Origin of the sequence: Salmonella sp. SA15303, assembly GCF_029962125.1 — a bacterium.
Taxonomy (GTDB): Bacteria; Pseudomonadota; Gammaproteobacteria; order Enterobacterales; family Enterobacteriaceae; genus Salmonella; species Salmonella enterica.
Genome location: NZ_CP123924.1, coordinates 2970661 through 2990093 on the forward strand (window position 1 = coordinate 2970661; position 19433 = coordinate 2990093).

Sequence of the window (19433 nt, forward strand, 5' to 3'; positions counted from 1 at the left end):
GAATCCTTCAATATTAACATAATCGGTTAGGGTGCAGGGTCTATTTCCCAGCCATGACGCATGGTGCTAAACAGGCCTGGCGGACATTGTCCCAGCGTCACGCGCGATGCCCGTTGCCAGGCAGCAAACGCGCTAATCGCCTGCCAGATTCCTTTTTGCAGACTAACGCCAGGGCGAATATCGTCCTCCAGATACAGCGAGATAACCTCAAGCACCCCCGTTTTACGGTGCATTTTGGCATCCATTCGCCCGACTAAACGGCCCAGGTATAATAGCGGCAGCACAAAATAACCGTACTGGCGCTTCGCCGCAGGCGTATAACATTCCAGCCGATAGTTAAATCCGAAAAGCTGCGTTGCCCGCTTGCGATCCCATACCACAGGATCGAAAGGCGACAGTACTGCGCTATGGGTCGCCTTTAAGGCGTTATTCAGCGCCGGTTCCAGCTGCGAAAGAAGATCGGCATGAAGCCACATCCGCCCCAACGTTTCCACCTCGACCGGAATAATCTGCTGCTGTTCCGCCCGGCTCTCCCGCCATCCCTTCAGGTCAGGACGTTTCAGGCGGTAGTAATCCGCCAGCCACTGTTCACGGAAAATCCCCAGACTGCGCGCGCTATTATCCAGCATCAGGTTTTCCGCCTGCGACTGTGACAGTCCATCGCGTTCATCATCCCAGTGCGGCATCACACGGGGCGTTAAATCATATACACGTTGAAAATTACGCCGCTCAACAACCATGACTTTTCCGGCGGTAAATAAACCCTCAAGGTGGCGTTTATGTGGTTTCCATTCCCACCAGCCGCTGGCACCTTTCTGCGCATGTTCAAAATCGGCAGAACGCACCGGACCGTGCTCCTGAATATGCCGCACCAGCTGTTCTATTTCTTCCGCGTGCTCATGCATCCATGCCGCGTGATATTTCCAGCCCATCTTTTCCGGCGACAGCATACGATGGCGGATAAGTTTAAAGTCACGGCGTGGTAAGAAACAGGCCTCATGCGCCCAGTATTCCATTAACTCGCCGCGTCGCAGCGCCTCATCCAGCCAGGCCTGCGGGTACGAGCCGAGACGGCTAAACAGCACCAGATAGGGGCTACGTGCGACAACATTGATGGTATCAATTTGCAGCAACGCCATGCGTGAGATGGCGGCAAGAACATCGCCAGGCAGCGCGTTACGGCGCGGCTTTTTCAATAGCCCCTGCGCAGCAAGGTGAAGACAACGGGCCTGGGAAAGAGAAAGGTACGGCAATGACATTCATGACTCCATAAATTCATCACTGCCGCTGCATTGGGGGACGCTAGCGAACCAGCGAGGTGATATGTTGAAGCAACTTATCAGGCTGCTCACCGGACAAACGCGCATCAACCGGTAAGAACCACCAGTTATCTTCGGCAAAAGCACGGCATTTCACCGCGTCTTTTTCCGTCATTACCAGGGTCTGCCCTTCACCGACCAACGCCTGAACGTCAGCAGGGGCGAGCGTTTGATGATCGGCCAGCGGGACGCACTTTTGCGGATGCGCGCCACAGGCTTCCAGCGTGGCGAAAAAGCGCGGCGGATGACCGATGCCCGCCATCGCCACAATATTGCTCAGTTGCGCCACATCGCAACGCGCTCCCGTACGTAAGTTCACCGCCAGTCCAGGCGCTAGCTGCATGGGGATTTCGCCCGCCCGGGCGACGCCGCCATTCACGATAGCGGCGTCTACGGTTTTCAGGCGACTGGCGCGTTCGCGCATAGGACCGGCAGGAAGCCACCAGCCGTTGCCAAAACGGCGCACGCCGTCAATCACCACAATTTCAATATCTCGCGCGAGTCGGTAATGCTGCAACCCATCGTCGGTGATAATAATCTGCACATTATGCGCTGCCAGAATCGCTTTCACCGCCGCGGCGCGTTCAGGCGCTACCGCGACAGGCGCGCCGGTCCGTTGATAAATCAATACCGGTTCATCTCCCGCTTCTGCGGTTGTCGTCTCCGGCGTCAGGAGCAGCGGATAAGCGGCAGCTTTCCCGCCGTAGCCGCGGGAAACGACCCCCACGCGCACGCCACGCTGTTGCAGCTTTTCCACCAGCCAAATGACTACGGGGGTTTTACCGTTACCGCCAGCCGTAAGATTCCCTACCACAACCACCGGTACCGGCGCTCGCCAGGCGCGTTTAAAACCAAGCTTATAGCTCAGACGAATCGCCCCGCTCACCAGGCCATACAGCCAGGAGAGCGGCAGCAGTAACCGCCATAGCGGGGATTCACCCGACCAGATACGCGCAATCATTGGCCAAATTGCATCTTATGTAGCTGGGCGTAAACGCCGTGTTGCGCCAGCAGCTCGCTATGAGTGCCGCGCTCAACGATAATACCGTCTTCGACTACAACGATCTCATCCGCCTGTTCGATGGTGGAGAGACGGTGCGCAATCACCAGAGAGGTACGGTTTTTCTGCAGCTCATCCAACGCTGCCTGAATCGCACGTTCAGATTCGGTATCCAGCGCGGACGTAGCTTCATCAAGGATCAGAATCGGGCTGTCGCGCAGTAAGGCGCGGGCGATCGCGATACGCTGGCGCTGACCGCCGGAAAGCAGTACGCCGTTTTCGCCGATGATGGTATCCAGGCCATTATCCATCTTATTGATAAAGTCCATGGCATAGGCCATGCGCGCCGCCTCTTCAATCTGCTCGCGGCTGTATTCTTCCGTCCGGGCATAAGCAATGTTATTGGCGACCGTGTCGTTAAACAGATGCACGTTTTGCGAAACCAGCGCCACCTGATTACGTAGAGAGGCCAGAGTGTATTCGCGTAGATCGTGACCATCCATCAGGATGTGCCCTTCATCAATATCGTAGAAACGGGTGATCAGACTGGCGATAGTTGATTTACCCGATCCGGAACGCCCCACCAGCGCCACGGTTTTCCCGGCAGGAATTTTCAAATTGATGTTACGCAATGCCGGCACTTCACGGCCCGGGTAAGTAAACGTCACATTGCGGAATTCGAGATCGCCGGTCGCGCGGTCAATGACACGTTTACCTTCATCTTTCTCCTGTTCGCTATCCAGAATCGCAAACAACGTTTGACAAGCCGCCATCCCACGCTGGAACTGCGCGTTAACGTTTGTCAGCGATTTTAATGGACGCATCAGCGCGATCATGGAGGAGAACACCACGGTGATGGTCCCTGCCGTCAGGCTATCCATTACGCTTGGGAAGCTCGCAGCATAGAGGACAAACGCCAGCGCCAGCGAGGCAATGAGCTGAATGATAGGATCGGAAATTGACGAGGCAGAGACCATTTTCATGCCTTGCAGTCGCATCTTATTGCTGACTTTATCAAAGCGTTTAGTTTCGACTTCCTGACCGCCAAAAATCAGTACCTCTTTGTGTCCTTTCAGCATTTGTTCAGCGCTGGTAGTCACTTGTCCCATCGTGTTCTGCATATTTTTACTGATGCTGCGGAACCGCTTTGAGACAACGCGAATCGCAATCGACACAATCGGCGCTAAAACAACCAGGATGATCGACAACTGCCAGCTGTAATAGAACATCATGATAAACAATCCGATGATCGATGCCCCTTCACGCACCACGGTAATCAGCGCGCCAGATGAAGAAGAGGCAACCTGTTCTGAATCGTATGTAATACGCGACAGCAGCGTACCGGTAGACTGTTTATCAAAGAAGGCGACGGGCATTCCCATCATATGGCCAAACAGGCGACGGCGCATGGTCATTACCACCTTGCCTGACACCCATGAAATACAGTAGCTGGAGATATAGCTAGTGATGCCTCGTAATATCATCAGCCCAATAACCACCAGCGGCATCCACAGCAACACTGAGCGATCCGTTTTACCGAAACCATCATCCAGTAATGGCTTGAGGAGCGATAGCATGAAGGTATCGCTGGCTGCGTTGAGAATTAACGCTATGCCCGCCACGATCAGACCTGCTTTAAAAGGCGCTATGGTTGGCCACAGTCGGCGGAAGGTCTGCCACGTAGAGAGATCTTTATCGTTATGCATTCAAAAAACCAGCATTTGTTGAAATAGCCGCATATTCTACCCGTTATCCTCGGACACGCCAAACCACTGATGATACCAGCGAGGTAAAATTTGATCCCGTAAGCCTTGTATGCGCCAGCCCTGCGGAGAAAACCGCAGCGAAATTTGCCCCTGGTGGGGTGTATCAAACCACTGATACGCCTGCTGTCGGTAGCGCTGTTTTACCTTGCGGGACGGCAGCCGCCATGCGTTATAGCGCGATGCGGACGCCAGCGCCGCTTCACCATGTACGCGCTGAATAAATGGTAGCGACGACGACGTATTACTACCATGATGCGGCACCTGGATAAACGTCGCCGCAAGATGTCGCCAGTAACGACTTAGCATTTTTTGTTCAGCGCCCGCTTCGATATCGCCCGTGAGCAGGATGCTATGTACACCGTCATCCACTTTGACCACACAAGAACGGTTATTTCCTCGATCGGCACTTTCGCGTAACGGCCAGTGCGCCTGAAACGTTAGCCCCTGCCATTGCCACTGCTCGCCACGAAAACAGGGCAAATGTCCCTGCCAGCCTAACGGGCTGCGAATCCACATTGACGGCCAGACCTGCTGTAGCGAACGCAGCCCGCCCCGATGATCCAGATGCTCATGACTCAAAATAACGCCCTCCGGCGTCAGATTATGCCAGCGCAACCAGGGAATAATAACCTGTTGCCCGCTGTCGCCCTCCGGCCATGCCCGACCGGTATCGTAGAGTATTACTTTATCGCCCCTGACGATCGCTATCGCCAGCCCCTGACCGACATCCAGCATATGCACCTGCCATCCGCTGGCGTTTATCGGCCGCCAGAGTGGCCAGCTCATCAACAATAACCCGCATAAACAAACCGCCGGCCAGGTACGCCAGACGTTTAATCGCCACGCGATAAGCGTTAACCAGGGTAAAAGCGTCAGCCACTGCCAACGGTTATCAATATTGACCCAGCCCTGCGGTAAAGCATTCAACAGGTAAAATAGCGCGGCTAACGCGCGATCGGTCAGGTACCATACCCACTCTTCAAGAAAAAACGGCCCGATTAAATGCAGAATCATTCCCGCCAGGATGAGTGGAACCGTCACAAATGTGACCCAGGGTACGGCAAAAAGATTCGCCAGCATTGCGGTAACGCTTATGCCATGAAAAAGCGCCACCTGGAGAGGCAAAAGCAGAAGTGTAATGCCTGCCTGTAGGTGAAGCAGGTTAAGCAACCAGCGTAAGCCTCGTGGAAAATTTCCGTTTGGCGCAGGAAACCACTGATACCAGAATAACAGGCCGGCAACCGCAAATGCTGACAGCCAAAGACTTTGTGATATAACCGCCACAGGATCGGCGAAAATAATCGCGGCCAGACAGCAGCACCAGACTTGCCAGCCGCTCCACTGTCGTCCGCTTAATTTTAATCCTCCCCAGACGCTCAGCGCCGCCACCGTGCGCAGCGCAGGCGGTTGTAAGCCGGTAAGCCAGGCATAACATATCGCGCAAAGAATGCCGCCCAGCAATGGCGTCTGCCAACGAATCCATCTGACCGGCAAAAAGAATTGTCCGCCACGGATTAATCCGGCAGCCAATAACGCAGCAAAAGCGATATGCAGGCCGGAAATCGCCATCAAATGGGCAGTCCCCGTATCGCGCATAACGGCCTTCACCTCCTGCGACACCGCTCCCCGCTCCCCCATTCCCAACGCCAGAATAACCTGCTGCCACGGATAAGGCGCAAGCGTAGCGCGAAGCGAAGCAAGATAGCGCCCACGCAAGCTACACTCAGGGTTAATCGCTTTAGCCTGTAGGAAACGCCCGGTCAACGGTTGGTGCTGCGCTAGCGCGTAACGCTGGCTATCAAAACCGCCTTCGTTAAGCTGTCCGTGTACCGCTCTGACCTTCAGCGTCATCGCCCACTGTTGCCCGGCACACACTTCCGTGGGTAAGTACTGGCCATGCAGGACAATCCCTACAGCAGGAAAGAGCGGCTTTCCGCGCAAATGGGTGATTCGCCCATAATGAGTGGTCATATGATCGGTGGCAGTAATGACGACTGTCGCCTCCTGCGTCGCGGCGGGCAGGACGTTTCCCGCCCAGATGGCCTGCCTGGCGGCAAATATCCCCCACATGAAAAAGAGCAAAGTTAATGCCGCGTAGCGCGCATAGTGATGGGGTATGAGGCAAAGCAAACATGCCAGACAAAACAGCACCGCGAGAATCCACGTATCAGGTAATACTGGCAATATCATGAGTGGAAGTATGCCGCATACTACGCATACGCTGACCGTCGTTATCTTCATAGACACCTCCCTGTGCGGGAAAGTGTGCAGGTTCAGGACGCCATTGTCTGGAGGGGATTTTGTGCTATACGGCGCGGATTCCAGGTTTTTTACCTGATAAATGTAAGACGCAGCAAAAAATGCGAAACGTTTTCCAGTTTTCGGTCGAATAGCGTTTGCGCCTGACGGCGTATAAATGAAAAAAGCACCCTGACGGTGCTTTTTTCGGGTTCAAGTTTTGCGTTAAAACTTAACCGTAAATATTGGCGCGATCGCGCAGTTCTTTACCCGGTTTAAAGTGAGGAACGTATTTTCCTTCCAGTTCCACTTTATCGCCGGTCTTGGGGTTACGTCCGGTACGAGGCGCGCGGTAATGCAAAGAAAAACTGCCGAAACCGCGGATTTCAATACGCTCGCCCTGCGCAAGAGTCGAGGCCATATGCTCCAGCATCTCTTTTACCGCGTCTTCAACCGCCTTAGCGGGAATGTGAGATTGCTGGGTTGCAAGTCTTTCAATCAATTCTGACTTGGTCATGATTCCTCCGGTTCCTTAAAGGCAAATTGGCTGCAGCCGTGAGATTGATTAAGGGCGGCCGTAGCCGCCCTTAGTGCTTGATTACAGGCCGAAACCTGCAATCTGTCAAGTAATCTCGTTATACTTCGGACTAAAAGACCCGAAGTTTCAGAGGATTACTCGCCTTTAGCTGCTTTGAATGCTTCAGCCATTGCGTTGTTAGAGAAGTTTGCATCTTCCTGTTTGTTAACAGTTGCGATGGCATCTTTCTCGTCAGCTTCGTCTTTCGCACGAACAGACAGGCTGATTGCGCGGTTTTTACGATCAACGCCGGTGAATTTAGCTTCAACGTCGTCGCCAACGCTCAGAACCAGAGTCGCATCTTCAACGCGGTCACGGGATGCTTCAGAAGCACGCAGGTAACCTTCAACGCCGTCGGCCAGTTCTACGGTTGCGCCTTTAGCGTCAACTGCAGTGACTTTACCGGTTACGATAGCGCCTTTCTTGTTCAGAGCAACCCAGTTGTTGAACGGATCTTCTGCGAGCTGTTTAACGCCCAGGGAGATACGTTCACGTTCTGCGTCAACCTGCAGAACAACTGCAGCGATTTCGTCGCCTTTTTTGTATTCACGAACTGCTTCTTCGCCTGCAACGTTCCAGGAGATGTCAGACAGGTGAACCAGGCCGTCGATGCCGCCGTCCAGGCCGATGAAGATACCGAAGTCAGTGATAGACTTGATTTTACCTTCAACGCGGTCGCCCTTGTTGTGGGTTTCTGCGAACTGCTGCCACGGGTTAGATTTGCACTGCTTCAGACCCAGGGAGATACGACGACGTTCTTCGTCGATATCCAGAACCATCACTTCCACTACGTCGCCAACGTTAACCACTTTGGACGGGTGGATGTTTTTGTTGGTCCAGTCCATTTCGGAAACGTGAACCAGGCCTTCAACGCCTTCTTCGATTTCAACGAAGCAGCCGTAATCGGTCAGGTTGGTCACGCGACCGGTCAGTTTGGTACCTTCCGGATAACGTTTAGCGATAGCAACCCACGGATCTTCGCCCAGCTGTTTCAGGCCCAGGGATACACGGGTACGCTCGCGGTCGAATTTCAGCACTTTCACATTGATTTCGTCGCCAACGTTCACGATTTCGCTCGGATGCTTAACGCGTTTCCAGGCCATATCAGTGATGTGCAGCAGGCCGTCAACGCCGCCCAGATCAACGAATGCACCGTAGTCAGTGAGGTTCTTAACGATACCTTTAACTTCCATGCCTTCCTGCAGGTTTTCCAGCAGCTGATCGCGTTCTGCGCTGTTTTCGGATTCGATAACGGCACGACGAGAAACCACAACGTTGTTACGTTTCTGGTCCAGCTTGATTACTTTGAATTCAAGCTCTTTGCCTTCCAGGTGCAGAGTATCACGCACCGGACGAACGTCTACCAGAGAACCTGGCAGGAACGCGCGAATACCGTTCAGCTCAACAGTGAAGCCACCCTTAACTTTGCCGTTGATAACACCGGTAACAGTTTCAGCATCTTCGTAAGCTTTTTCCAGCGTGATCCATGCTTCGTGACGTTTAGCTTTCTCACGAGAGAGCAGAGTTTCACCGAAGCCGTCTTCTACTGCATCCAGAGCAACGTCAACTTCGTCACCAACCTGGATTTCCAGTTCGCCCTGGGCGTTTTTGAACTGCTCAGCCGGAATGGCAGACTCAGATTTCAGACCGGCGTCAACCAGTACTACGTCTTTGTCGATAGCAACAACAACACCACGAACGATGGAACCCGGGCGGGTTTCGATTTCTTTTAAGGATTCTTCAAAGAGTTGAGCAAAAGATTCAGTCATGTTTAATCTTCAGGTTTCATATTTAACGTCCACCTGGCTCCGTGCCGGATGGGGTTGTTTAACATACCCGCTGTCAATCCTTTGCAACGGGGGTACTACAAATTCGGTCGCATTTAAGCGAGAGCCAATTTTTGGCGCGCATATTGTAACGCTTTTTCAATCACTTGCTCAATGCTTAATCGGGTAGAATCCAAAACTAATGCATCAGCAGCAGGAACTAACGGCGCAACGGCACGATGACGATCGCGATCGTCGCGTTCCTTGATCTCGGCCAAAAGGCGTTCAAAGTTAACACTAAAGCCATTCTCCTGCAACTGTAGCATACGTCGATGCGCACGTTCCTCCGAGGAGGCGTCAAGGAAAATTTTTACCGGCGCATCCGGGAAGACCACGGTCCCCATATCGCGTCCATCGGCGATTAAACCAGGCGCTTCGCGGAATGCGCGTTGGCGGCGAAGAAGCGCTTCACGCACGCGTGGGAATGCCGCCACCTGGGATGCCGCGTTCGCGACTTCCTGCGTACGGATTTCGCCGCTAACGTCCTCGCCTTCCAGGATAACTTCCAGGTTGCCGTCCGTTGAGACGAAACGCACGTCCAGATGGGACGCCAGCGGCACCAGCGCATCTTCAGAGGCGAGATCGACATGGTGATGCAATGCCGCCAGCGCCAGTACGCGGTATATCGCGCCGGAATCCAGCAGATGCCATTGCAATGCTTCCGCCATTGCTTTGCACAAGGTGCCTTTACCTGCACCGCTTGGGCCATCAATGGTTATTACCGGGGCAATTGCCGTCATCTTTATCTCCTTAAACAGGCGTACCGTTAACGTAAACGCCGCGCATTATACGCGCCAACGCTCGCGACCGTTAACGTTGCGTGCAAAAACCAGTTTTGTCTGTAATCAGATGCGGAATAATTGCGCAATTATAGCGGGCCGGCGAGAAACCAGCCCGAAAGATGACAATGATTTACTTTTTATCTTCGGCAATTCTGTCGCGCATATGCTGCGCGCGATCGGCTGAAGCCGGGTGGGAGTCCATCAATGATTTTGCATGACCTGCGTCCATTGTGGCGAATTTATCGAATGCCGTGACTAAGCCCTGGGTGTTAATCCCGCGTTTTTTCAGCAGATCGTAAGAGAAGTCATCCGCATCCGACTCCTGACTGCGAGAAAACGCCGAATTGATGACGCCTTCCGCCAGATCGCCCAATTGAGACTGGGAAAGCTGCGCTGCGACGCCGCTGGTGGCGGAAATCGCATCGCGAGCCGCCAGCGTGGCATAAGCGGTCTGCATTGCCTTGCGAGAGTGCCCTAAAGAGACATGGCCCAGTTCATGGCCCAGTACGCCTTCAATTTCATTATCGGTCATCAGATCCATCAGGCCGGAGTATACGCGAACGCAACCGTTCGCCATCGCCCATGCGTTGATATCGCTGGTCATATAGACTTTATAGCTAACCGGCGTACCGTCAATGTTGTTACCCAGCGCTTTGGCGATTTTGCTCAGACGTTTGGTGTATTTGCTTTTCGAACCTGCCAGTTGATTCTCGCTGTCCATTTGTTTACAGGCATTATTAGATAATGCCTTAACATCCGCATCGGACAGTGTGGCGGCTTTGTAGGTTGACATGCCTGAACTGGCGATTAAATTGCCATTCACGCCATTTTTACATCCTGCCAGTAGCGTGGCGGAAATCGCCACCGCCAGTAGTAATGATTTATTTTTCATACTAATCTTCCGTTGATAACTATTATAAAAAACACATAAATCAATGTGTTAAATCATCAACAAATTAGCATTAGTCATAATTATAAAAATAGTGCGAATACGGACTCGGCGCGCCAGCCCGTCGACTGGCGCAACAGAAGACTTAGGCAGGCGTACTCATTCGCGCCAGTTGTTCGAAATAATCAGGGAACGTTTTTGCGGTACATTTAGGGTCCAGGATCGTAACTGGCGTATCGGACAGTGCGACCAGTGAGAAGCACATCGCCATACGGTGGTCGTTGTACGTGCCAATATCCGCGTGTTGGAGCTTCGCCGGCGGCGTGATACGAATATAGTCGTGCCCTTCTTCGACTTCAGCGCCCACTTTACGTAGCTCGGTCGCCATCGCGAACAGGCGATCGGTTTCTTTCACTCGCCAGTTATAAATATTGCGCAACGTCGTGGTTCCTTTCGCAAACAGCGCCGTGGTGGCAATCGTCATCGCCGCATCCGGAATATGGTTCATATCCATATCTATGGCGTGCAATTCACCGCGCGTGCAGGCAATAAAATCATCGCCCCAGGTAATGGTCGCGCCCATTTTCTCCAGCACATCGGCAAAACGAATATCGCCCTGCATACTTTTGCGGCCAATTCCGGTCACTTTTACCGTGCCGCCTTTTATCGCCCCAGCGGCGAGAAAATAGGACGCTGACGAGGCATCGCCCTCGACCAGATAGCGACCTGGAGAGTGATACTGTTGACCTCCCTTCACGACAAATTGTTGGTAGTGGTGGTTCGCTATCTCCACGCCAAAGGTTTTCATTAAATTTAGCGTGATATCGATGTAAGGTTTTGATACCAGTTCGCCTTTAACGCGAATAATTGTGTCTTTAGGGGCCAGCGGCGCCGTCATCAGCAGAGCGGTCAGGAACTGGCTGGAAACGCTACCATCAACCTCAATGTCGCCGCCGGTAAAACCGCCGCGCAGACGCAGGGGCGGATAGTTTTCCTGCTCCAGGTAATCAATATTCGCCCCGCCCTGACGCAGCGAATCGACCAGATGGCCTATCGGACGCTCTTTCATACGCGGTTCGCCGGTTAACACTATCTCATTTTGCCCCAGACATAGCGCTGCCGCTAACGGACGCATCGCGGTTCCGGCATTACCGAGAAACAGTTCCAGAGCGCCTGGCGCACGTAATGCGCCGCCATTACCCGTGATATCACAGCGGGTGCGATCGGCAGAAAGGGTGTAATTGATCCCCAACGCGCTCAGGGCATTGAGCATATGGCGGACGTCATCGCTATCCAGCAGATTCGTCAGAGCGGTTTTACCACAAGCTAAAGCCGCCAGGAGCAAAGCACGGTTTGAAACACTTTTGGAGCCAGGTAAATTAATGGCGCCATCGACCCGCGCGATGGGTTGTAACGTCAGGGATTCCATGAAACTCAACTCTCAAAAAACAGAAATAAAAACCCCACAGACTGGCCGTGGGGATGAAAAAAGAAACGTATTAGCCGTGGCGACGCTCAAAATCGATCATGAAATCGGTCAGCGCTTTTACCCCTTCAATCGGCATGGCGTTATAGATAGAGGCGCGCATACCGCCAACAACACGGTGCCCTTTTAAGGCGTGCAGACCGGCGGCGAAAGACTCTTCCAGAAAGACCTTGTCCAGCGTATTGTCCGCTAACTGGAACGGAACATTCATCCGCGAACGGTTGGCCTGTGCGACATCGTTACGGTAGAAATCGCTGTTATCAATCACACCGTACAGCAACTCCGCTTTTTGCTGATTGATTTTGTGCATCGCCGCCACGCCGCCCTGCGCTTTCAACCATTTGAACACCAGACCGGAAAGATACCAGGCGAAAGTCGGCGGCGTATTAAACATCGAGTCGTTATCATTCAGGACGGTGTAGTCGAGGATGGACGGGCAGCTCTCATGCGCCTTGCCTAACAGATCCTCCCGGACGATAACCAGCGTCAGTCCTGCCGGACCGATATTCTTCTGCGCGCCAGCATAAATTACGCCATAGCGAGAGACGTCCAGCGGCGCAGACAGGATGGTAGAAGAAAAGTCCGCCGTGACGACCACCTCCGGGCCAAAATCCGGCGTTTCATCGATGGCGATGCCGTCAATGGTCTCATTCGGGCAATAGTGCAAATAAGCGGCATTATCGGAAAGCTGCCACTCGCGCATCGGTTTTACGGCACGTTTGCCGTCCACGGTGATTTTGGCGTCGATAATCTGCGGCGCACAGTATTTTTTGGCTTCTTTGATGGCGCTCGCCGCCCAGTAACCGGCATCGACATAATCCGCCGTGGTTTTATCGCCCAGCAGATTGAGCGGCACGCCAGCAAACTGCCCGCGACCGCCGCCGTGACAAAATAAAACTTTATAGTTGGAGGGGATATTAAGGAGATCGCGAAAATCCTGCTCCGCCTCTTCAGCGACCTGGATAAACTCTTTGCCTCGATGGCTAATTTCCATTACCGACGTACCAAGACCGTGCCAGTCACACAGTTCCTGTTGCGCCAGTTTAAGTACTTCCGCCGGTAGCATCGCCGGACCTGAACTAAAATTAAAGACCTGAGCCATTTCCCCTCACCACGCTGCATTGTTTCCTGCCTGACAGACATCAGGCAAACGTTATTCATGTGAATATCGGTTTTATCATTCAGTGACACGCGCCGCAATGGGTAAAACAATGCGAGGAGAAAATGCGGCATGCGTCACACAACAGAATCTTCCGGATTAACCGTATAAATCCGATATTTTCGCTGTTAAACAACGCGTTTAGCCCGGCTTGCCTTCGTCCATTCTGGATTTGCGCAGCGCGGACATAATTGCTTTTCCCCGGCGTTCATGCGTATCACTTCACTGCAACGTACGCAGGCATAGTCGCCAGCCTCCGGCGCCACGATAAAGCGTGGCGTACAGTGCTCAGGAAGAATGCTTAACCCCGGCTTAACGTCTTTATTTTCAAAGAAATAGACGCTGATTTGTCCGTTTGTCTCCAGGATGGCCAGTCTGACCTGCCCCAGTTGCTCAACGCCATTCAAGCGAAGCTCCATAAAAAACTCAAACTCCGTCATGTTCGAGCGCTGCAGTTTTTCCCACGCCAGTTCGCCGTCTTCAACAATGACCACCGACTTGCCTTCCAGCAGATCTTCCAACTTTTCACTATGCGCCATCAGCCACATAACCAGGCGATAGAGCAGCGCCAGGGTGATGAATACCACCAGAACAGGGAGCATCGGAACGTCATCATAAAACGCGACGTCGCCTGCCGCCGACCCCAATGTCAAAATGATCAGCACTTCAAAAAGCGACATTTGCCGTACGCCGCGTCGTCCTGTCACCTTTAAGAAAAGAAACACCAGAACAAAGGTGTAAAAGCTACGCAGCGCCACTTCCCCCAAAAACGCTACCGGCACGTTATCCAGCGCCATTCGTTGCAAATCAAATGCTTTCATTTTTTATGCTCTTCCTGTGAATGCCAGTGTAAAAGCATAGCCAATACTTTTATTTCCGCCGATGTCCCGGCGAGATAGCGCCCGTCACATAAAACCCGTATCATTGCGCGCTTTCCGTACGACAAAAGTGATTTTCATGACGCAAACATTTATTCCCGGCAAAGACGCCGCGCTGGAAGACTCCATCGCCCGCTTCCAGCAAAAGTTACTCGACCTCGGCTTTCACATCGAAGAGGCCTCCTGGCTGAACCCGGTGCCAAACGTCTGGTCAGTGCATATTCGCGATAAAGAGTGCGCGTTATGCTTTACCAACGGAAAAGGCGCGACCAAAAAAGCGGCGCTGGCCTCGGCGCTGGGCGAATACTTCGAGCGTCTGTCAACCAACTACTTCTTTGCTGATTTCTGGCTTGGCGAAACGGTCGCCAATGGGCCATTCGTGCATTACCCGAACGAAAAGTGGTTCCCGCTGACTGAAAATGACGACGTACCGGAAGGCTTGCTTGATGCCCGTCTGCGCGCGTTTTACGATCCGGAAAATGAACTCACCGGAAGCCAGTTAATTGATCTTCAGTCCGGCAATGAAGCTCGCGGCGTCTGCGGCCTGCCATTTACCCGTCAGTCCGATAACCAGACCGTGTATATTCCGATGAATATCATCGGCAACCTGTACGTCTCTAACGGAATGTCCGCCGGCAATACGCGTAATGAAGCCCGCGTTCAGGGACTGTCGGAAGTCTTCGAGCGTTATGTGAAAAATCGCATCATTGCGGAAAGTATCAGTCTGCCGGAGATTCCCGCAGAGGTGATGGCGCGTTATCCGGCGGTAATGGAGTCAATCGCCACGCTGGAAGCCGAGGGTTTCCCGATTTTCGCCTATGACGGCTCGCTGGGCGGTAAGTATCCGGTTATCTGCGTCGTGCTGTTCAACCCGGCTAACGGTACCTGCTTTGCTTCTTTTGGCGCCCATCCTGACTTTGGCGTTGCGCTGGAGCGTACAGTGACCGAGCTACTCCAGGGACGCGGTCTGAAAGATCTTGATGTCTTCACGCCACCAACGTTCGATGATGAAGAAGTCGCGGAGCACACTAATCTGGAGACCCACTTCATCGACTCTAGCGGCCTGATTTCCTGGGATCTGTTCAAACAGGACGCCGATTATCCGTTCACGGACTGGAGTTTTTCCGGCACTACCGAAGAAGAATTCGCCACGCTGATGGCCATCTTTGCTGCTGAAGATAAAGAAGTTTACATTGCCGATTACGAGCATCTCGGCGTATACGCCTGTCGTATTATCGTACCGGGAATGTCTGATATTTATCCTGCCGAAGATCTGTGGCTGGCCAACAACAATATGGGTAGCCATCTTCGTGAGACTCTGCTTTCGCTGCCCGGTAGCGCCTGGAATAAAGAAGATTATCTCAATCTGATTGAACAATTGGATGAAGAAGGTTTTGACGATTTCACCCGCGTGCGTGAACTGTTGGGTCTGGCGACCGGAGCGGACAATGGTTGGTATACACTGCGCGTCGGCGAATTAAAAGCAATGTTAGCGTTAGCGGGCGGCGATTTGGAGCAGGCGCTAATCTGGACAGAATGGACGATGGAGTTCAATTCGTCGGTCTTTAGTCCGACACGCGCAAACTATTACCGTTGCCTGCAAACTCTGCTGCTCCTGTCGCAAGAAGATGCGCGTCAGCCACTGCAATATCTCAATGCTTTTATAAAAATGTATGGCGCAGAGGCTGTAGAGGCCGCCAGCGCCGCGCTTAGCGGTGAAGCGGCTTTTTATGGACTACCGGCTGTCGACCACGATCTACAAGCGTTCCCGGCGCATCAGTCCTTGTTAAAAGCGTATGATAAATTACAGCGCGCGAAAGCGGCATACTGGTCAAAATAAGGCCATATGAGTGACTTAGGGTAGGTTTACCCTCTCGGCTGCGTTATATTACGGGGCGCCTTTGCGGCCCCGTTTTATTTATTTTCGCTAAACGGCGAAAAATGTAATAACAAGGTTAAATATTGGTTGTTGATATTAAATTAATTGACATAGTGATGTTACTTTATTTGTTGATTACTCCATATTAATTAACCGTGCAGCAGGAGGAGTCAGGAAAAAATTCAACTCTATTTATAATTTTTAAAATTTATTTTTATTAGGATAATCAAAAAGTTACACCGTAATTGCATAAAAGCCATGCGACTTACGGGCCTATAAGCCAGGCGAGATATGATCTATATCAAATTCTCATCTATAATGCTTTGTTAGTATCTCGTCGCCGACTTAATAAAGAGAGAGTTAGTGTGAAAGCTGACAACCCTTTTGACCTTTTACTCCCTGCAGCAATGGCCAAAGTGGCTGAAGAAGCAGGCGTCTATAAAGCAACGAAACATCCGCTTAAGACTTTCTATCTGGCGATTACCGCCGGCGTATTCATTTCAATTGCCTTTGTTTTTTATATTACTGCGACAACCGGTACTGGCGCGATGCCTTATGGCATGGCGAAACTTATCGGGGGTATCTGTTTCTCTTTGGGACTGATTCTCTGTGTTATTTGCGGCGCTGATCTCTTCACCTCTACTGTTCTGATCGTTGTAGCTAAAGCTAGCGGTCGCATCACCTGGGGGCAACTGGCTAAAAACTGGTTAAACGTCTATTTTGGTAACCTGATTGGCGCTCTGCTTTTCGTGTTACTGATGTGGCTTTCCGGCGAGTATATGACTGCCAACGGTCAATGGGGACTTAACGTCCTGCAAACCGCCGACCACAAAATGCACCACACTTTTATTGAAGCTGTCTGCCTCGGTATTCTGGCGAACCTGATGGTTTGTCTGGCCGTGTGGATGAGCTACTCAGGTCGTAGCCTGATGGACAAAGCGTTCATCATGGTACTGCCCGTCGCCATGTTTGTCGCCAGCGGTTTTGAGCACAGTATCGCAAACATGTTTATGATTCCTATGGGTATTGTAATACGCGATTTTGCTACACCGGAGTTTTGGACCGCGGTTGGTTCGTCTCCGGAAAGTTTTTCTCACCTGACCGTGATGAGCTTCATCACTGATAACCTGATTCCGGTCACGATCGGTAATATTATCGGCGGCGGTTTGTTGGTCGGGTTGACATACTGGGTCATTTACCTGCGTGGTAACGAGCATCATTAATCTGTTGATGCCCATTACACGCAGTAAATAAAAAATCCACTTAAGAAGGTAGGTGTTACATGTCCGAGCTTAATGAAAAGTTAGCCACAGCCTGGGAAGGTTTTACCAAAGGTGACTGGCAGAATGAAGTAAACGTCCGTGACTTCATTCAGAAAAACTACACTCCGTATGAGGGTGACGAGTCCTTCCTGGCTGGCGCTACTGACGCGACCACCAAGCTGTGGGACAGCGTAATGGAAGGCGTTAAACAGGAAAACCGCACTCACGCGCCTGTTGACTTTGACACCTCCGTTGCTTCCACCATCACTTCTCACGACGCTGGCTACATCAACAAAGCGCTTGAGAAAATTGTTGGTCTGCAGACTGAAGCTCCGCTGAAGCGTGCGATTATCCCGTTCGGCGGCATCAAAATGGTTGAAGGTTCCTGCAAAGCGTACAATCGCGAGCTGGACCCAATGATCAAAAAAATCTTCACCGAATACCGTAAGACTCACAACCAGGGCGTGTTCGACGTTTATACTCCGGACATCCTGCGTTGCCGTAAATCCGGCGTTCTGACCGGTCTGCCGGATGCGTATGGCCGTGGCCGTATCATCGGTGACTACCGTCGCGTAGCGCTGTACGGTATCGACTACCTGATGAAAGACAAATTCGCACAGTTTACGTCTCTGCAATCCGATCTGGAAAACGGCGTAAATCTGGAAGCGACTATCCGTCTGCGTGAAGAAATCGCTGAACAGCACCGCGCTCTGGGTCAGATCAAAGAAATGGCAGCTAAATACGGCTGCGATATCTCTGGTCCGGCGACTAACGCTCAGGAAGCAATCCAGTGGACTTACTTCGGTTACCTGGCTGCGGTTAAATCTCAGAACGGCGCAGCAATGTCCTTCGGTCGTGTATCCACCTTCCTGGATGCGTACATCGAACGTGACCTGAAAGCAGGCAAAATCACCGAGCAAGACGCACAGGAAATGATTGACCACCTGGTCATGAAACTGCGTATGGTTCGCTTCCTGCGTACTCCTGAATATGATGAACTGTTCTCCGGCGACCCGATTTGGGCAACCGAATCTATCGGCGGTATGGGCGTTGATGGCCGTACTCTGGTCACCAAAAACAGCTTCCGTTTCCTGAACACCCTGTACACCATGGGGCCGTCTCCGGAGCCGAACATCACCGTTCTGTGGTCTGAAAAACTGCCGCTGAACTTCAAGAAATTCGCCGCTAAAGTCTCCATCGACACTTCTTCTCTGCAGTACGAGAACGATGACCTGATGCGTCCGGACTTCAACAACGATGACTACGCTATCGCATGCTGCGTAAGCCCGATGATCGTTGGTAAACAAATGCAGTTCTTCGGCGCGCGTGCAAACCTGGCGAAAACCATGCTGTACGCTATCAACGGCGGCGTTGATGAAAAACTGAAAATGCAGGTTGGTCCGAAATCCGAACCGATCAAAGGCGATGTTCTGAACTTCGACGAAGTGATGGACCGCATGGATCACTTCATGGACTGGCTGGCTAAACAGTATGTCACCGCGCTGAACGTTATCCACTACATGCACGACAAGTACAGCTACGAAGCCTCTCTGATGGCGCTGCACGACCGTGACGTTATCCGCACCATGGCGTGTGGTATCGCAGGTCTGTCCGTTGCTGCTGACTCCCTGTCTGCCATCAAATATGCGAAAGTTAAACCGATTCGTGACGAAGATGGTCTGGCTATCGACTTCGAAATCGAAGGCGAATACCCGCAGTTTGGTAACAACGACGCTCGTGTAGATGACATGGCGGTTGACCTGGTAGAACGTTTCATGAAGAAAATTCAGAAACTGACCACCTACCGTGGCGCTATCCCGACACAGTCTGTTCTGACCATTACTTCTAACGTTGTGTATGGTAAGAAAACCGGTAACACCCCGGATGGTCGTCGCGCTGGCGCGCCGTTCGGACCAGGTGCTAACCCGATGCACGGTCGTGACCAGAAAGGCGCTGTCGCTTCTCTGACCTCCGTTGCTAAACTGCCATTTGCTTACGCGAAAGATGGTATTTCTTATACCTTCTCTATCGTTCCGAACGCACTGGGTAAAGACGACGAAGTTCGTAAGACTAACCTGGCAGGTCTGATGGATGGTTACTTCCACCACGAAGCGTCCATCGAAGGCGGTCAGCACCTGAACGTCAACGTCATGAACCGTGAAATGCTGCTGGACGCGATGGAACATCCGGAAAAATATCCGCAGCTGACCATCCGTGTATCTGGTTACGCAGTACGTTTTAACTCCCTGACGAAAGAACAGCAGCAGGACGTTATTACTCGTACCTTCACGCAGACCATGTAATGGGTTTGACTGAAATTACGCCATAAAAAGCGTACAAAAAAGGCTCCATATCAGTGGGGCCTTTTTAAT

The 19433-nt window shown here is 52.1% G+C and carries 14 protein-coding genes; 3 read left to right on the plus strand and 11 right to left on the minus strand.

The annotated features are described in order from the left end of the window. Nucleotides 1-26 precede the first annotated feature (26 nt). The 11 genes from QEN31_RS14710 to QEN31_RS14760 form a co-directional block, all read right to left on the minus strand. The gene (locus tag QEN31_RS14710; protein WP_000056911.1) at nucleotides 27-1259 is read right to left on the minus strand and encodes a winged helix-turn-helix domain-containing protein; all 1233 of its coding nucleotides are present in this window, start codon (nucleotides 1257-1259) and stop codon (nucleotides 27-29) included. Between the two features lie 43 nt (nucleotides 1260-1302). Beyond that, nucleotides 1303-2280, minus strand: coding sequence for a tetraacyldisaccharide 4'-kinase (gene lpxK / locus QEN31_RS14715; protein WP_000561681.1), 978 nt, complete (start codon nucleotides 2278-2280; stop codon nucleotides 1303-1305). Further along, nucleotides 2277-4025, minus strand: a complete 1749-nt coding sequence (gene msbA, locus QEN31_RS14720) for a lipid A ABC transporter ATP-binding protein/permease MsbA (RefSeq protein WP_000551246.1) — start codon at nucleotides 4023-4025, stop codon at nucleotides 2277-2279. Before msbA ends, lpxK begins: the two co-directional genes overlap by 4 nt. Nucleotides 4026-4061: 36 nt before the next feature. Then, nucleotides 4062-6326 carry a ComEC family protein gene (locus tag QEN31_RS14725; protein ID WP_099949685.1) on the minus strand — a complete coding sequence of 755 codons (2265 nt, stop codon included), beginning with the start codon at nucleotides 6324-6326 and terminating at the stop codon, nucleotides 4062-4064. Nucleotides 6327-6555: 229 nt separating this feature from the next. Further along, complete coding sequence (gene ihfB, locus QEN31_RS14730) at nucleotides 6556-6840, minus strand: integration host factor subunit beta (protein WP_000167332.1); 285 nt, start codon at nucleotides 6838-6840, stop codon at nucleotides 6556-6558. A gap of 155 nt (nucleotides 6841-6995) precedes the next feature. Next, nucleotides 6996-8669, minus strand: coding sequence for a 30S ribosomal protein S1 (gene rpsA, locus QEN31_RS14735; protein ID WP_000140324.1), 1674 nt, complete (start codon nucleotides 8667-8669; stop codon nucleotides 6996-6998). Nucleotides 8670-8782: 113 nt separating this feature from the next. Continuing rightward, the gene (gene cmk / locus QEN31_RS14740; RefSeq protein ID WP_000125006.1) at nucleotides 8783-9466 is read right to left on the minus strand and encodes a (d)CMP kinase; all 684 of its coding nucleotides are present in this window, start codon (nucleotides 9464-9466) and stop codon (nucleotides 8783-8785) included. A 172-nt stretch (nucleotides 9467-9638) separates the two neighbouring features. Then, nucleotides 9639-10400 (minus strand): M48 family metallopeptidase, encoded by a 762-nt coding sequence (locus QEN31_RS14745; protein ID WP_000792312.1) that lies wholly within the window; start codon nucleotides 10398-10400, stop codon nucleotides 9639-9641. 142 nt (nucleotides 10401-10542) lie between these two features. Continuing rightward, nucleotides 10543-11826, minus strand: a complete 1284-nt coding sequence (aroA, locus tag QEN31_RS14750; protein ID WP_000445178.1) for a 3-phosphoshikimate 1-carboxyvinyltransferase — start codon at nucleotides 11824-11826, stop codon at nucleotides 10543-10545. Nucleotides 11827-11896: 70 nt separating this feature from the next. Further along, complete coding sequence (gene serC, locus QEN31_RS14755; RefSeq protein WP_000079584.1) at nucleotides 11897-12985, minus strand: 3-phosphoserine/phosphohydroxythreonine transaminase; 1089 nt, start codon at nucleotides 12983-12985, stop codon at nucleotides 11897-11899. 185 nt (nucleotides 12986-13170) lie between these two features. Further along, the gene (locus QEN31_RS14760) at nucleotides 13171-13863 is read right to left on the minus strand and encodes a DUF421 domain-containing protein (protein WP_000642866.1); all 693 of its coding nucleotides are present in this window, start codon (nucleotides 13861-13863) and stop codon (nucleotides 13171-13173) included. Nucleotides 13864-13999: 136 nt separating this feature from the next. On the opposite strand from QEN31_RS14760, the gene ycaO reads away from it, so the two are divergent. The 3 genes from ycaO (at nucleotide 14000) to pflB (ending at nucleotide 19364) form a co-directional block, all read left to right on the plus strand. After that, nucleotides 14000-15760, plus strand: coding sequence for a 30S ribosomal protein S12 methylthiotransferase accessory factor YcaO (ycaO, locus tag QEN31_RS14765; protein ID WP_000194823.1), 1761 nt, complete (start codon nucleotides 14000-14002; stop codon nucleotides 15758-15760). 404 nt (nucleotides 15761-16164) lie between these two features. Then, entirely contained in the window at nucleotides 16165-17022 is an 858-nt protein-coding gene (gene focA, locus QEN31_RS14770; protein WP_000642539.1) for a formate transporter FocA, read from the plus strand. A 59-nt stretch (nucleotides 17023-17081) separates the two neighbouring features. Further along, the gene (pflB, locus tag QEN31_RS14775; RefSeq protein ID WP_001292799.1) at nucleotides 17082-19364 is read left to right on the plus strand and encodes a formate C-acetyltransferase; all 2283 of its coding nucleotides are present in this window, start codon (nucleotides 17082-17084) and stop codon (nucleotides 19362-19364) included. Nucleotides 19365-19433: the final 69 nt, after the last annotated feature.